Genomic DNA, 14,228 nt, shown 5'->3' on the forward strand with positions numbered 1-14,228 from the left:
GCGTTGTTCCCGTCATACAGCACGGCAGGGTTTGCGACCGTTCCTAATTCGGGAAAAGCCTCTAGGGGGACTGATACTTTCATGATCAAACGCATTGCCGGATCGGTGGAACGACAACGCACGATTTGACGTAAATGGTCACTTTGTCAACAGGGCCTAGTGCTCCGCGCCATCGCCTCGATCGAATCAACGACGGGACAACGGATCAGGAGCTGGAATGTCAGGTCATTCCCCAGCGTCAACACCCGATCGATCCTTGTAGAGGAGGGCGGTTTTCTCTACGATTCCGACTCTACCAACGATGAACTTCCCTATTTTGTCGATCATGCCGGCAAACCACTTCTCGTCGTGCCTTATTCCAAGGTCTACAACGACGTGAAATATCTCGTCGCGCCAAGCTATGCGACGCCGAACGACTTTTTCACGACCCTGGAGCTTGCCCTCGACTACCTCGTAGATGAAGCTGATCGCGGTCACGGCGGCCGGATGATGACCGTTGGATTGCATCCCCGGTGGTCTGGTCAGGCGGCCCGCGCTTCTGCCGTGATGCAGTTCGTCGAATATGTTCTTGCCAAAAAAGGTGCAGGCTTTATGAGGCGACTCGATATCGCCGAGCACTGGGACAGGAATTTCCGCCCGCCCAGAGTGTAGGAGAGCCAAAACGAACAACAATCGCACTGAACCAAAAATCTATTGATTACAGTATCGGCTCTGTTTGATCGACGATCAGATTCAGTTGATGGGTGAAGTGTGTTTATCGATCGCCGCGTGCCTCCGTCTCAAATCGCTCTCATAACGATCGTTCCGCGAGCTCGCGTTTAATCGTCCCACAGTGTTCATTGCCCTTGTAGATCATAATCCGGTGCCCACGGAAGCAGCGCTCCGGTTCGAAACGGAACATGATCGGAGACTATCGGTAGGTGCAGGCAGCGTTTGTCGGGATCTCGTCTGAAGCTCTCTTGGCGTATTGTCTGGATTCATGAGAAAACAAAGCATATGTCTCTGTTTAGCTTTAGTTTTCGATAAGTACTTTGTGCCACGATACTTCCCTATGCGGGGATGGGATGGTTATGGGCAATAGCAAGCTGTCGACGAGCGACGAATTGGAAAACCTGATCAGGCAGCTTGGGTTGGCCCTCGAAGCATCTGGAATTGGCATATGGCAACACAACATCAGCCGAAACCAGACGCGTTGGGACGAGCAATTGAAAGCAATCTACGGCGTTCCGAAGGGGCCACTGGACGTCGTGTGGCTGGAGAGCCTGCATCCGGAGGACGTAGAGGCAACCAACCATATCTTTCAAACCGCCATCAGACAAAAGACAGATTACGCTTCGCAATTCCGTATCATTCGACCAGACCACTCCATCCGCCACATACGTTCACGTGCCAGGTACTTCATCGATGTCAACGGCGAACCGTGCTTCATCGGGGCCGAGTGGGACGTTACCGAGGATGTGCTCCGCAATCAGGAGCTGCAGCAACGCCAAGCCGAAGCCCGCTATGCCGCTGACCATGATTATCTCACGGGGCTTCTTAATAGGCGTAGTTTCGATACAGCCTTGGCCACGCTGGCACAGAACCCCGATACCCATGTCTCCATTTGTCATATCGACATTGATCGGTTCAAGGAGATCAACGATCGACTCGGTCACGCCGGCGGTGATATCGTCCTGCACCATCTCAGCCTAATTTTGTCGCAAACTGTCGGTGACAAAGATGTTGCCGCGCGGCTGGGCGGTGATGAATTCGCGGTGCTTTGCGTTGATTCAAGTGATTGTTCGATCGATGGCGTCGCCAAACGTATTCAATCAGCTTTGGAGCAACCGATCCCAGTCAATGGCCAATTTCTGACAGTTCAATGCTCGATCGGCATTGCCAGCGCCAAAAGCAATGATCTGACAAAACTTTTGTCACATTCTGACGTGGCGCTTTACCAGGCAAAAAGAAATGGCCGAAACCGCTGCGAAACCTTTTCACCGGCGATGGCATCGAACATGGCTGGTGAACGGCAATTGGTTGCTGACCTTCGAGCCGCATTGGAAGTTGGGCAAGTCGTGCCATTCTACCAAGTCCAGGTCGATGCCAAAACGCTTAAAATAAGTGGGATCGAGGCTCTAGCGCGTTGGCGTCATCCTTCAAGAGGCCTTTTGCAGCCGGCGGAATTTCTGGCAATTGCCACGACCAATAGCCTGATCGCGGCGATTGATGAAGCAATCCTCAAGGCCGTTTTGGCGGACGTTGATTTATGGTCAATGCGTGGGGTCGAAGTTCCTCGCATATCTGTGAATTTGTCGGCAGAGCGGCTCAATGATCCCCTTTTGATCGAAAAGCTCAATCGACTGAATATCCCGGCAGGACGCATCAGCTTCGAATTGATCGAAACCATTTTTCTCGATTCGCTAAACGACCAGATCAAGGCCAATCTCGAGGGCATCCGAGACCTCGGCATCGAAATCGAAATCGATGATCTAGGATCGGGTCACGCGTCGCTCTTGGGACTAGTGGAGCTTCGGCCAGATCGAGTTAAGATCGACCGCCAGCTCGTCGCGCCAATCCTGCAGTCGGTGACCCGACGCCGCCTCGTTGGTTCACTGGTCGATATTGCAAAGACGCTCGATATCCAGGTCGTCGCCGAGGGCGTGGAAACGTTCGAGCATGCCGACGTCCTTGCGGATTTGGGAGTGGAGTTTTTACAGGGATATGCGTTTGGACGCCCTGAAGTCGCCCATGATTTCGAAAAGCGGCTGCGGGGCACGCCGTTACCTGTGCGAAGGCTGGCCTGAAGACGACCGTCAGACTGGCACGAAGCCTACGCAACAGTCCGACAGGATCGTCCGAGGCAATCGCGATTCGGTCGAACTCAAATGGGGCGCCACTTTACATACGAAGGGAGCCCTCAGGCAAAGCTGCACGCCAGTCCCACCAATATCCCAAGCGCGATCAGGCCGACCGCGCCGCAAAGCATGGCCGACAATCCGACAGTGCGGCCGACCGGAGTGAAGTGAGTCTCGTTGTCAATTGGCTTCCCCTCGAATGTTTCCGCGCCAGGCATGCCCGATTCCGGAACTGTGCGATCAAATCGAGCCTCGGCTAGGTCGAGATCCCGTGCAGAAACGACCACCTGTCTGACGTTCTCGTCATCGAACTTCACGGTGAAAGCGATATCTTTGCCGTCTCGAAGATTTCTCACAACTGTTTTCGCGGCGGCGGCGGCGTCATCTGCTTCAACAAGCGAAGTGTGGGTCACCAGAAAATAAGGCATCGCAAGACTTTCTCCCGTGAGAGCGGAGCTCATCGACTACAATGGGTGAACGGTCAAGCTCTCCCGCAGCCATCATTGCAAGACCTGCCCCCGACATCCGTACCCGGCCACCTGCAGCATGGAACAGCTTGCTGGGAGCAGTCGATCCCGGTTTCCGCTCCTGGAGCGGCGCCACGCTAAACCTCCCGCGGCTGCCCCTTTAACCAGTCAAGCGGCGCGAAAGGGCTCCGGCCGCGGCGCGACCTACGACTGGTACGCTCATCTGAAGAAGGGCGGCGAGCCTGCGGCCATCCGGTAGAAGATGATAAAAAAACCGAGAGCGACCACCATACCTTCAGCGGCACGATAGACGCTCGCAAGAGGTGCAGATGCGGCTTCAAGGACCTGGTTGCGGCTGGCAAGCAGAATATGCCAGTCTTACAACGCGTCGATTGTGTGAAGGCGCCATTCAAAGCCAGCCGTTGCCCGGTTCCGAGGTGCGCCAGGGTACTCAGCACTTCTGGCATGACTTTAACAAGTTGCTCCTATTGCCGAACCGACTTTCAGCAAGAAGGGCTGGAAGTTACCGAGGAGGAGTTTTACAGGGTTGACGGTGAAAAACGATGATAACTTCGAACCGACGCCTCACTTTAGAAATCACCGAGGGCGTGTTGATATCGAATCCCGACCAGGCCCAACGAACGATTAACGATCTTCGTAAGGCCGGCGTTCGATTTTCGCTTGACGATTTTGGTTGCGGTTATGCAGGCATCGGCGCAATGCGGAAATTCGGCTTCGACAGCATGAAGATCGACCGCTCTCTTGTGTGCAGCCAAACAGGGACGCGGGGCAAACGCAGCCAGGGATGAGACGATCTGGAATCATGAAAAAGCCCGCCTGACCGGGGGTGGGATAGGCGGGCTCACTGGGAGCCGTCAGATTCGACGGCAGCTATTACCTACACCGTCATGCAACAGGCTTGCTTTGCAATCTACGTGGCTCTGGTATGCGGCTGTGTGTTGGCCAGCTCATGGAGCCTAAACCGTGGAGCACTGCTAGATGCAACCAAGCGGTAACGATTGCTGTGCCAGGGGCTTCCCGGCGCATCTCCGGTACCTCTTGTTGAATTACGGGCAATTTGAAGTCGCGGCCCGGTTTGCTGCCTGATCCTGAGACATTCCACTGGTGTTTTGACGGTGGCTTGACCGTTACAGTCGCTAGCCCTGCCATTGTTGTTGCTGCCGGTGGTGTCACTTCCTCTTCCGTTGTTGGAATTGCTGCCGCCGTTGGCAGAGCCTGAAAGCGATGGCTGATCATTTTATCGCAATCCCGATCGCGCGCTCTATTTCCATCTCCAGAAGGAGCCCGAACATGGAAAATATTAGAGAGTTTGCGACCAGCACGAATGGCGACCGCTGGTTCTTGGGTATCGATCAGTTGACCAACAAAGAGGTGGTTGTTCATCTGGGCAACCCATCATCCGGCGGTCATGAAACGATAACCTCCGTCGCCTCGTTCTTAAATCAACGCCCTCTCGGCCCGGAGCATAAGGCTTTGGATATGTTGCTTGCGGATCGAAGGGCAACCGAGGGCCAAGTGACCCCAGCAAAGCCGGTCTGATCAATTCCGAGGCATGCGACCGTTCCGCTATCGTTTCGCTCTCAAGCCCAGGGCCTTATCGAATATTTGGGCTATCTGCAGGCCTTCGAAGTATTTCCAATCTTCTGCGCTTAGCTCGGTTGGTGAGTGCAGCCCGAACAATTCACCTTCGCCCATATTGGCTTTGATGAAGGCTGCAGCATCCCTGGCGCTGTCGAATGTGCGGTCGCCATTCGAAATCGTAACCGTCCAATTCGTTCTCATCTTGCCGTCCTGCCAGCCATCTACGTCTCCTCCGGTTGCAAGGTAGAAAACAAATATCGCTCATGAGTCGCAACATCATTTCGGAATAAGCGAGACCTATTCACATTCTTCAACTAATCCAGGGGTGTTACGACGCATCCTTCAACCTGCGAGTTTCTGTGGCCGTCCGATCAGCAGATTGCCCGCCGGTCGGCCCAACTCGGGTTCCATCACATTCGCGTTACTCAGATTAAATACGGCACAAAGCGCCGCACCGAACGTTGGTCTGTGGAAGGCAAATGGTGATCTAAAATGAGAATTCTCGCAGTCATGAGCCTGTCTCTGGCGACTGCCCTGTCAAGCGTGCTGCCGGCTCAGGCTTTCCCTTCCATCAACAGCCCGGCGCTTCAGTCCTCGGATGTCCAGTTGATCCAATATCATGGGCGCGGATCGGGCGGTCGTGGTCATGGCGGATATTGGCCGCGCGGCGGCAGGCACTACGGTGGCTACCATCGTGGCTACGGACGCCATGGCGGTTACTACGGCGGGTATCGCCGGTACGGAGGCTATGGCGGCCACGGCTATTATGGCGGTGGCTACGGCTACGGCAATAACTACGGCGGCCTAGTAATCGGTGGGCTGGCAGCAGGCGTATTGCTCGGCAGCATGCTTGCTCAGCCAAGGTACTACGGCAATTCCGGCCAAAGCTGGTGCTATTCGCGATATCGTTCCTACAGAGCGTATGACAATACCTTCCAGCCTTATCATGGCCCGAGGCGCCAATGCATTGCACCGTACTAGGCCGTGAACTCAAAGACGCTTTGGGCCTTCTTCGGTCACGCTCCGGGGCAGAGCGGTGTGATCGTCGATGGGGTCGCGGGCCTCTTGCGGGAGGTTCACTTGTGCCGCGAATCGTTTGCCCCTCCGAAGCAGCGGATGACCAGCTTCGGTATCGTTGAGCGACGCGCGTGAAGGGGAAGCGGTCCTTCCGTGGCCGGCCGGCATTTATCGCATGACTCATACCGCCGACGGGCTACTGCAGAGCACTCGGTATTCCATCGGCTTCGCAGCGATTGAGCTCTTCGGCGATCTCTTTGGCGTCTCGCTTGCGGAGTTGCACGAATTCCTTACCGTTCGTTGCCGCGGCCTGTCCCGTGGCAGTATCAATAATCTGCCACGTTCCTGCAACTTCGACAGTCGCCACATAGCGCTCGCCGACCTGCCCTGGTTGCCGGGTTGTTCGCACTGAGTTGGAAGGATCGGTCTTAAAGGACATGTGACGCGACTGCGGCGATTATGACCAGGCACACTATGCCGACGCCGAGAGTCCACATGACTGCCTTCACGCGTGGGTTGGTCCGGATCCGCGTCTGTAAGTCAGGTGTGGGCGGAAGGCTGCTTGATTGCGAAGTGTCGAGACATCTTGCCATTGTGGCCCCTCGCCAGGATAACGTCCCCCACTCGTGCCCTGTTCCGACGCCGAGGCAGCGGGCATTGTCATTGATCATAAGTGATCACACTTTCTCCTTTGGCGGTCATCTCTTGGGCCTGTCTAGACGGCATCGCGCTCGTCGGGATATGTCGACGTGCACGGGGAGAAACCAACCTCTTCGGTTTTTCCACCGCATCTTCGTGCATCGTCACTCAAACCAACATCTCCACTGGCGCCGACCGGAGTGGGCGCGCTAGCCGCTTCATAGAACCGAGGCGCAGCCACGCAGCCCCGCGCAAGCCCTGCGATCAGGACCAGCCGCAGCGGCAGTTCGATCCCCATGCCCCCGAGAGGAGACACGAAGGCCCTGTCGAACTCTCTTGCTTTGAGATGCAGGGAAATCGATCTCGCATCTTACAGCGTCGCCGCCGCCCGGCCCGAATAGTTGTCGACAAAGCGTTCGCATCCCCAAGGTAAATAGAATTTAATCCCGACGACAAGTCGTCGTCGGGACTGGAACCCCAAACGTTATGCGAGCGGCCTGCGACCCGTCAGCAGCAAGTCTTCCTCTTCGTCACGTTGACGGCCTCCGAGGGCGGCGGCTGCACTTGCGATGAAGGCGCCGATCAGAAGCGAGATCGATCCGATCAGAGCTGTTGTCGCAGCGACCTTCCTCGCTTTGTCAGCGGCTGTCTGGGCTGCCACCTTGGCGTCGTCAATCTGCTTCAAGACGGTGTCCACACGACTGCGCGCGTCGGCTTCCGACAATCCGGTCCGTGCAGATACGATGGAGGCGATGTAGGTCCTGTCGCCATCGGGAACTTCTCCCGATATCGCATCGTGCATGAGAATGCGCGATACTTCTGCGGAGGCTGCGCCGTCATCATTCCTGGCGTTCGCGCTCGCACGCTCCGGCCGAAGAAGTGCGTCAGTGAAGTAGGATGTCGACAGGTCGGGCGCGCTCGAAGAGGACGAGGCTGCTGCTGCCCCGGTGGCGCCTGCCGCGGAAACGGCTGCCCCCGCTGCGCTCGCGCCCGCCCCTGCGAGTGAACTGAGCGACGATGCCAGGAATCCAGCGACGAAGATCGTGGCCACAGCCCAGCTGATGAACCCGTGCGCGGTGTCGCGGAAGAATACCTCATCCGTATGGACTGCTGCCCATTTCGTGCGCAGGCGGCCTGTGAGGTATCCGCCCAGTGCCGAAGAGAGCCATTGTACGACGATCAGCCATATCGCGGCGGTCGCTCCGATGCTTGTTGCCGAGCTGCTTTGTCCAGACCAGGGAGAGACCATTGTCAGGCCGACGCCGGATCCAAGCAAGAGAAGAATGAGGGTGATGCCGATGGCCGCGAACGCGCCTCCGGATATCGGCCCCCACGACATTGCAGACTTCGAGGACTCGACGGGCATTTCTCCCCGCGTTTCTGAAAGAGACATAACGTCTTCCTCCTATCGCATGAACAGAGCGAGGAGGATGATGATCGGTAGAGGAACACCGAGAAGCCAGAGTAGAATACCGCGTCCCATGATGGGATCTCCTTTTGAAATTAATATGTTGTGCAGGCAGAACGCTTACGTTGCGCAATTGTTCCGATATGTCCGCCTGATTGAATCTGTCGTTTCACTGAGCGAGCCATTTGAATTCCTCCAAATGGCTCGCTGGCATTTTTAGTGCCGTGATCACAATCGTTGCTTACGCCCCTGCGCTTACTTCGGCGGGGGTGAGGCCTTACCAACTTTCACCGATGGTTCCCTTGCCCAGACACGCAGTTTTCCAAGCTCGGATACAAATGCTGCAGACCCATCTTCTCCCGGCAGCGCAAGAACGCCTTCATCGAGCGCGTTGGCGATCCCGGCCTTTTCCAGAAGCGGCATCGCCGACTGTTCGTAGCCAATGAACTTGCAATGCTGGAACGCGTCGGCAACGAAGTCGCGTGCCGCTGCCTCGTTGACCAAATCTTCGATCGCGGCTGTCGATGTCAGAAGAGCAACGGCGTCGAACAGGACAGAGGGGCCACCGTCGATCATGTGATGTGCCTCGATCAGCCTACCGTCGGAGGCTACAACGCCCCCGACCTTGGGAGCGATCAGTTCGAAGGTGGCCTTCTGGTCAACGACAGCGTCGGCGAGTTCCTTCAGCAACCTGGCGTCGACACCGTCGGTGACAAGAATGCCGAGCTTACGGCCTTCGAAGCGTTTGGGACCGCGTTCTACGATGCTGAGCGCTGGCGACGGCTCCAGATCCTGACGGGTGGGCATCGCCGCCTCGGCAGGGTTCGGCATTTGCTGAAAGCCGAGCTTCTGGGCAACGGTGGTTGCCAGCGTTTCATCAATGTTCAGCAGATGGGAGACCATCCGCTCGCGGATGACCGGCATCTCGACTTTACTGAGTTCGAACGTCAATGCCGCCGCGATGTGGCGCTGCTCGGCACCCGTCTGGCTGATGTAGAACTGACGCGCCTGGCTATAGTGGTCGGCAAAGCTCTCCGGCCGCAGCCGGGCTTTGGAACCCTGTTCCTCTTCGGGGAAATGGCGGTAGCCGCGCGACGGGGATTCTCGCGGGCCGTCGCGACGCGAGTTCGGTTGATAATTCGTCCGCCCGACAGGGTTGCGCATCGCCATGTGCCCGTCCTGCTGGAAGTTATGCATAGGACACTTTGGCGCGTTGATCGGCAGATGGGTGAAGTTCGGTCCGCCAAGACGCTTCAGCTGCGTGTCGAGATAGGAAAAGTTGCGCCCCTGAAGCAGGGGGTCGTTGGAGAAGTCGATGCCTGGCGGCACGTTCTGGGTCATGAACGCCACCTGCTCGGTTTCCGCAAAGAAATTGTCAGGCATGCGGTCGAGTACCAATCGGCCGATCGGCTGTGGCGGGAGAATTTCCTCCGGAATGATCTTGGTCGGATCCAGCACATCGAAGTCGAAGCTGTCGGCAAATTTCTGGTCGAAGAGCTGGACCTGCAGTTCCCATTCCGGGAAATTGCCAGACTGGATGGCGTTCCACAGATCGCGGCGATGGAAATCCGGATCGGCCCCGTTGATCTTGACGGCCTCGTTCCAGGCCACCGACTGCAGACCAAGCTTCGGCTTCCAATGGAATTTGACGAAGGTGGACTCCTCCTTTGCATTGACGAGGCGGAACGTGTGGACACCGAATCCTTCCATGAACCGCAGCGATCGGGGGATCGTGCGATCCGACATGATCCACATGACCATGTTCATGCTTTCCGGCGTCAGGCTGATGAAGTCCCAGAAGTTGTCGTGGGCCGTCTGCGCCTGCGGAAATGCCCGATCCGGCTCCTGCTTGGCAGCATGGATCAGGTCGGGAAACTTGATGGCATCCTGGATGAAGAAGACGGGGATATTGTTGCCAACCAGGTCCCAGTTGCCTTCGTTGGTGTAGATCTTCACCGCGAAGCCGCGGACGTCGCGCGCGAGATCAGCCGAGCCCTTGTTGCCAGCGACAGTCGAAAAGCGAACGAAGGCCGGGGTCTTCTCGCCGGCGCGCTGGAAAAGATCGGCGCGTGTGTATTCTGCCAATGACTCGTAGGTTTCAAAATAGCCATGCGCCCCGTAACCGCGCGCATGGACCACACGCTCCGGGATGCGCTCATGGTCGAAATGAAAGATCTTCTCGCGGAAATGAAAGTCGTCGACGACCAGCGGCCCGCGCGGGCCGATACGGAGCGAGTTCTGATCGTCTGCGACCGGCCCGCCCTGAGCGGTTGTCAGAACAGGCGTGTCGCCTTCCGCAAACTGATGAAGTTCGCCGCCGTTGCCGCGGGCCATCTTCTGGTCGTGGATCGTCGCGGATGCTGCCATTTTAGCAGTCTGAGCGGGTGCTGGCTTTTTAGCCATGAGGCGTTCCTTTCAACATGAAGACAAAGCAAAAAGCCACCTCGAAAGGCGGCCTTGTGTCGATGTCAGCGATCAACTGGCTGTCTTTTGCGAGCCTTTGTCATTGGCCGAACCCTCGGCAAGCACGGACAGCTTCCGGTCGGTGGCGATCTCCTCCTGCAAGGTCGCATCCAGCAATGAAACCGCTTCCTTCATCCCAAGCTGGTTGGCCCAGGACTTCAGCGTGCCGTAGCGAGCAATCTCGTAATGCTCGACGGCCTGCGCCGACGAGATGAGGCCAGCGTCGAGCGCTGCGGTCCCCTTGTACTCTTCCATGATTTCCTCGCCTTCAGCGAGAATGCCTTGGATGGCCTCGCATGTCTTGCCACGCGCTGGCTTGCCGAGGAGTTCGAAAATCTGTTCAAGACGCTCGATCTGGCCCTGGGTCTCGTCGCGGTGCTGCAGGAACCCTGCCTTGCCGTCTTCCGACTGTGCAGCACGAGCCATCTTCGGCAGCGCTTTCAGGATCTGCTTTTCGGCAAAGTAGATGTCCTTCAGCGTGTCGAGGAAGAGGTCGTTTAATGTCTTTTCGGTTGCCATGTTGAGATCCGTTCAATTTCTGGGTGAGGGGTAGCGACAGGCAAACCTTTGAATGCTTCCAAGGTTCCACCGCTGACCGAAGATCGCCTGCGTTCGGAACACGAAAATCTTCGCAATTGGCCGGACCGTCGCGATCGGGGAAAAGACGCAGGCCATTAACTGTCATGGCAAGGCCGCGCGCACAGGCGCGAAGGATTGATCGCGTCGCCGACGCACTAGTGTCCGTTCGTTAGTCCTTGGTTTAATCGCTGCGTCCTGGTGAGCGGGCTTGCCGGACCGTTGCCGCCGCCCATGTTCGTTCAAATCGAAACGGGTGGGGAAACGACGTGATGGATTGGATAGTTGACCTCGGGTTTCATATGAACCTCCTCCGACATCTTGTCGTGCTTCTCCTTGCTTACGTGCTTGCTCTGCCGATCGCCTGGGATCGCGAGCGCAACGAACGAAGCGCTGGCCTTCGAACTTTTCCACTGGTGGCGATCGCGGCGTGCGGGTTCATTCAGGCAGCCGAGACCGTGACCAAAGAGAATGCCGAGGCAACGGCAAGGATTGTCGAAGGCATAATCAACGGCGTTGGCTTCATCGGCGGAGGCGCGATCCTCGTCGGCAAGGCCAGCATCCGGGGGACCGCGACGGCTGCTAGCCTATGGGCCACGGGTGCGATCGGCGCAGCGGTCGGTCTCGGAGCCTATGAGACCGCCGTCGTACTTTCCATCGCCACGTTCGTCACGTTGCGCGTGATGACGAACTTCAAGGTCGAGAAGAAGGAAACGGGTCCGGAGGGCACGCCGGCTAGCGAGAAGGATTGACGCGTGGGCTGGCATTTCATCACCTATGCATTGGAATCGACCGTTGTCCGACTGGCCATGAAGTCTTCCTCAAAGTGGGGTTAGGCCGCAGCGTTCTCCTCCAAGGCGTACCTGCGGCAATGTTGCAGGTATGCCGCTTCATGCGCTGAGACGAGATCAACGACGCTGTTCCAGAGCCAGGAAGGAGCATCGAGGGCGCGAGATCGCTTGCGTTGAAGCTCCTCAAGCCATGCCGCGCGCTGGAGCGAATTCATCTGTCTTGCATGAGCGACACCAACCACATGCGCGAGGAATTCGGCGACGCTCAAGGCTTCATCGCGCGTCAAGGCCTGGATCTCCAGTTTCAGGTCCTGAGGGAGCAGCTCTCGAACAAAAACCGGCTTTCCCATTAGAAGCGCACTCTTCATTCGACCGCCAAGAAACGGGGAAAGATGCCTTGCGCCCGTGACGACCCGATCTGCGTTGTCCAACGGAAGCGGGCTCGCCAAATCGTGCGGCGAGGCGGGATCGATCGCTTCCTTGATGTCGATGAGACAATGCCGGGCATTATTGCCGCGGCCGACCTTGGCCAGAACCGCGATCCGCAAGCGTCCGAGCGAACTGCAGCCCTTTCGCCAGTAGGCGGCATCCACCACTCTGACACGCGCTTCTTCTTCAGGCTTTCTGAGCGCGTTCGCCAAGCCACGAATGGCATCGGTCATGAACAGATCGTCGACGGCGCTCCGTTCTTCCGCTGTCAGAGGCCAGAAACGAGAGCCTAGCGGGAGTTCCGGCTCGATCCCTTCGATCCGCTCATCAGCGAGATGCTTCCAAGACCGCTGGGCGGCCTCTCTCATCACCAGCTTGACGGTCTTTGGAACGGAGACGACGTCGCTGAGATTTTCAGGTTCGGCCCCGGGCACAAACGCCGCGCCATACCCATCCATCATTCGCTCCAGCATCAGAGCGGTGGTCACGCCCGGAAGGTCGGAACCGCGGGCCGCCATCGCCAGCGACAGCGCCAGCCGGACGAGGTCGTGCGCGGGGTTGCCGATTACGGTCTGGTCGAAGTCGCGGATCTGAACGGCCAGCTCGCCGGACTTGCTGGCAACTGGGCCGAGATTGCCAACATGACAGTCTCCACAGATCCACACGGGAGGGCCCTGCGGAAGAGGCGGTCGGTCGGAGTTTTCGAGCCATTCGTAGAACCGAGCGGTGCTTCCTCGGACATAGGCATGGGCAGAGGCCGCCATCTTGCGGTTTCGATCGGATATCAGTGTTTTCATCCGATCGGCAGGCTGAACGAAGATTTTCATAAAAGTCTTTCAACGGAACGAGGCGGCACATGTCGCAAGCCTAGAAATAGGCACGCGGCAAATGGTTCCATTCTGCGATTATTTGCAGCATCGGCGGCGAATGCTCCATCTGCCGGCGCAGCCTGTTCTCTCTATGCCAGCGGTCGAATCCTTCCGGTGCCAAACAGGCCGAGCAGATCGGGTATCCGACTGCAGGCCTCTTCGGCTATTCCGACATGTATGGCCGCTTTCCGGGCGGCCAGGCGCAGTACCTTCGCGTCCCGTTCGCCGACGTCGGCCCGATCAAGGTCCCCGAAGGTCTAAGCGACGAACAAGTACTGTTCCTGAGCGACATCTTTCCGACCGGCTACATGGCGGCGGAGAACTGCAACATTCAGCCCGGTCAGACGATCGCAGTCTTCGGCTGCGGCCCGGTTGGCCTCTTCGCCATCAAGTCCGCGTTCCTTCTTGGCGCCGAGCGCGTCATTGCCATCGACACCGTCCCGGAGCGGCTCGCGCTGGCTCGGGAGGCCGGAGCTGAAACACTCGACTACACGGACGAGGACCTGCAGAAGAAAATTGGTGAGACGACAGGTGGCAACGGCCCCGACGCCGTCATCGAGGCCGTCGGCATGGAAAGCCATGGTGCCGGTGGCATGATGGAAGGACTGCAGACCAAACTCACCTCCACGGAACGGCCCTATGCGCTTACCCAGGCGATCCTCGCCTGCCGTCCCGGCGGGACGGTCTCGCTTCCTGGCGTGTTCGTCGGTCCCGCGGTCCCCGCGCCCCTGGGAGCTTTCGTTGGCAAAGGTCTAACGTTGAAGACCGGGCAGACGCATGTGCAACGCTATCTCGAACCGCTAATGAAGCTGATTGTGGCAGGCAAGATCGACCCCTCATTCCTGGTCACCCATCGCATTGGCCTGGACGAAGGTCCCGCTGCCTACAAAAAATTCCGAGACAAGGAAGACGGTTGCGTAAAGGTCGTCATCCGGCCCAACGGCTGATGCGGCAGGCGCGATCGCGGGTTTCCGGACCAAGGATCGCGATGCCCAAGCCCCAATTGTCTAAGCGGCCTCATGACACGTCCGAATTGGCCGACGTCAGGTTTAACGTCAAAGGGAGATCCTACATGCAACTCATCGATATTCAGGTTGGCGACGTCATCGACGGAATGGTGACCGTGGAAT

12 protein-coding genes and 2 pseudogenes are annotated in these 14,228 nt (G+C 57.6%); 8 read left to right on the plus strand and 6 right to left on the minus strand.

Annotated elements, in window-relative coordinates; genetic code table 11:
- Positions 1–159: 159 nt before the first annotated feature.
- The gene (locus tag DTW90_RS31430) at positions 160–651 is read left to right on the plus strand and encodes a hypothetical protein (protein ID WP_149343472.1); all 492 of its coding nucleotides are present in this window, start codon (positions 160–162) and stop codon (positions 649–651) included.
- Positions 652–1,070: 419 nt separating this feature from the next.
- Positions 1,071–2,786 (plus strand): GGDEF domain-containing phosphodiesterase, encoded by a 1,716-nt coding sequence (locus tag DTW90_RS31435; protein ID WP_246665125.1) that lies wholly within the window; start codon positions 1,071–1,073, stop codon positions 2,784–2,786.
- 113 nt (positions 2,787–2,899) lie between these two features.
- Here DTW90_RS31435 and DTW90_RS31440 read toward each other — a convergent pair whose 3' ends face one another.
- A complete protein-coding gene (locus tag DTW90_RS31440; RefSeq protein WP_149343476.1) occupies positions 2,900–3,265 on the minus strand; it encodes a hypothetical protein in 366 nt (121 codons plus the stop codon).
- A 620-nt stretch (positions 3,266–3,885) separates the two neighbouring features.
- On the opposite strand from DTW90_RS31440, the pseudogene DTW90_RS31445 reads away from it, so the two are divergent.
- Positions 3,886–4,071 (plus strand): annotated as a pseudogene (locus DTW90_RS31445) (EAL domain-containing protein); the annotation flags it as partial.
- 544 nt (positions 4,072–4,615) lie between these two features.
- Complete coding sequence (locus DTW90_RS31450) at positions 4,616–4,864, plus strand: hypothetical protein (RefSeq protein WP_132528773.1); 249 nt, start codon at positions 4,616–4,618, stop codon at positions 4,862–4,864.
- A gap of 27 nt (positions 4,865–4,891) precedes the next feature.
- On the opposite strand, the gene DTW90_RS31455 is transcribed toward DTW90_RS31450, so the two are convergent.
- On the minus strand, positions 4,892–5,107 hold the full coding sequence (locus DTW90_RS31455; RefSeq protein ID WP_149343480.1) for a hypothetical protein: 216 nt from the start codon (positions 5,105–5,107) through the stop codon (positions 4,892–4,894).
- A 291-nt stretch (positions 5,108–5,398) separates the two neighbouring features.
- On the opposite strand from DTW90_RS31455, the gene DTW90_RS31460 reads away from it, so the two are divergent.
- Together DTW90_RS31460 and DTW90_RS37375 are read left to right on the plus strand one after the other, a co-directional pair.
- Positions 5,399–5,887: a BA14K family protein gene (locus tag DTW90_RS31460; RefSeq protein ID WP_149343482.1), complete on the plus strand. Its 489-nt coding sequence runs from the start codon at positions 5,399–5,401 to the stop codon at positions 5,885–5,887.
- Between the two features lie 211 nt (positions 5,888–6,098).
- Positions 6,099–6,335 carry a hypothetical protein gene (locus DTW90_RS37375; RefSeq protein WP_188080115.1) on the plus strand — a complete coding sequence of 79 codons (237 nt, stop codon included), beginning with the start codon at positions 6,099–6,101 and terminating at the stop codon, positions 6,333–6,335.
- A 711-nt stretch (positions 6,336–7,046) separates the two neighbouring features.
- Here the strand turns inward: DTW90_RS37375 and DTW90_RS31470 are convergent.
- From DTW90_RS31470 to DTW90_RS31480, 3 genes are all read right to left on the minus strand, one after another.
- Positions 7,047–7,955, minus strand: a complete 909-nt coding sequence (locus DTW90_RS31470; RefSeq protein WP_149343485.1) for a hypothetical protein — start codon at positions 7,953–7,955, stop codon at positions 7,047–7,049.
- A gap of 270 nt (positions 7,956–8,225) precedes the next feature.
- The gene (gene catE / locus DTW90_RS31475; protein ID WP_149343487.1) at positions 8,226–10,373 is read right to left on the minus strand and encodes a catalase C; all 2,148 of its coding nucleotides are present in this window, start codon (positions 10,371–10,373) and stop codon (positions 8,226–8,228) included.
- A gap of 72 nt (positions 10,374–10,445) precedes the next feature.
- Positions 10,446–10,952 carry a ferritin-like domain-containing protein gene (locus DTW90_RS31480; protein WP_149343489.1) on the minus strand — a complete coding sequence of 169 codons (507 nt, stop codon included), beginning with the start codon at positions 10,950–10,952 and terminating at the stop codon, positions 10,446–10,448.
- A gap of 329 nt (positions 10,953–11,281) precedes the next feature.
- Here DTW90_RS31480 and DTW90_RS31485 point away from each other — a divergent pair, with 329 nt between their 5' ends.
- On the plus strand, positions 11,282–11,761 hold the full coding sequence (locus DTW90_RS31485) for an MgtC/SapB family protein (protein WP_149343491.1): 480 nt from the start codon (positions 11,282–11,284) through the stop codon (positions 11,759–11,761).
- Between the two features lie 80 nt (positions 11,762–11,841).
- On the opposite strand, the gene DTW90_RS31490 is transcribed toward DTW90_RS31485, so the two are convergent.
- Positions 11,842–13,056 (minus strand): DUF2252 family protein, encoded by a 1,215-nt coding sequence (locus DTW90_RS31490; RefSeq protein ID WP_149343493.1) that lies wholly within the window; start codon positions 13,054–13,056, stop codon positions 11,842–11,844.
- 40 nt (positions 13,057–13,096) lie between these two features.
- Here DTW90_RS31490 and DTW90_RS31495 point away from each other — a divergent pair.
- Positions 13,097–14,045, plus strand: a pseudogene (locus tag DTW90_RS31495) (zinc-binding dehydrogenase); the annotation flags it as partial.
- Positions 14,046–14,228: the final 183 nt, after the last annotated feature.

It is taken from the genome of Neorhizobium sp. P12A, assembly GCF_008365395.1.
In the GTDB taxonomy this organism is placed as follows: Bacteria; Pseudomonadota; Alphaproteobacteria; order Rhizobiales; family Rhizobiaceae; genus Rhizobium.

Coding starts and splice junctions, on each gene's coding strand:
- DTW90_RS31435 (WP_246665125.1), top strand. CDS start 1,071: ATGGGCAATAGCAAGCTGTCGACGAGCGACGAATTGGAAAACCTGATC.
- DTW90_RS31440 (WP_149343476.1), bottom strand. CDS start 3,265: ATGCCTTATTTTCTGGTGACCCACACTTCGCTTGTTGAAGCAGATGAC.
- DTW90_RS31450 (WP_132528773.1), top strand. CDS start 4,616: ATGGAAAATATTAGAGAGTTTGCGACCAGCACGAATGGCGACCGCTGG.
- DTW90_RS31455 (WP_149343480.1), bottom strand. CDS start 5,107: ATGAGAACGAATTGGACGGTTACGATTTCGAATGGCGACCGCACATTC.
- DTW90_RS31460 (WP_149343482.1), top strand. CDS start 5,399: ATGAGAATTCTCGCAGTCATGAGCCTGTCTCTGGCGACTGCCCTGTCA.
- DTW90_RS37375 (WP_188080115.1), top strand. CDS start 6,099: ATGACTCATACCGCCGACGGGCTACTGCAGAGCACTCGGTATTCCATC.
- DTW90_RS31470 (WP_149343485.1), bottom strand. CDS start 7,955: ATGTCTCTTTCAGAAACGCGGGGAGAAATGCCCGTCGAGTCCTCGAAG.
- catE (WP_149343487.1), bottom strand. CDS start 10,373: ATGGCTAAAAAGCCAGCACCCGCTCAGACTGCTAAAATGGCAGCATCC.
- DTW90_RS31480 (WP_149343489.1), bottom strand. CDS start 10,952: ATGGCAACCGAAAAGACATTAAACGACCTCTTCCTCGACACGCTGAAG.
- DTW90_RS31485 (WP_149343491.1), top strand. CDS start 11,282: ATGGATTGGATAGTTGACCTCGGGTTTCATATGAACCTCCTCCGACAT.
- DTW90_RS31490 (WP_149343493.1), bottom strand. CDS start 13,056: ATGAAAATCTTCGTTCAGCCTGCCGATCGGATGAAAACACTGATATCC.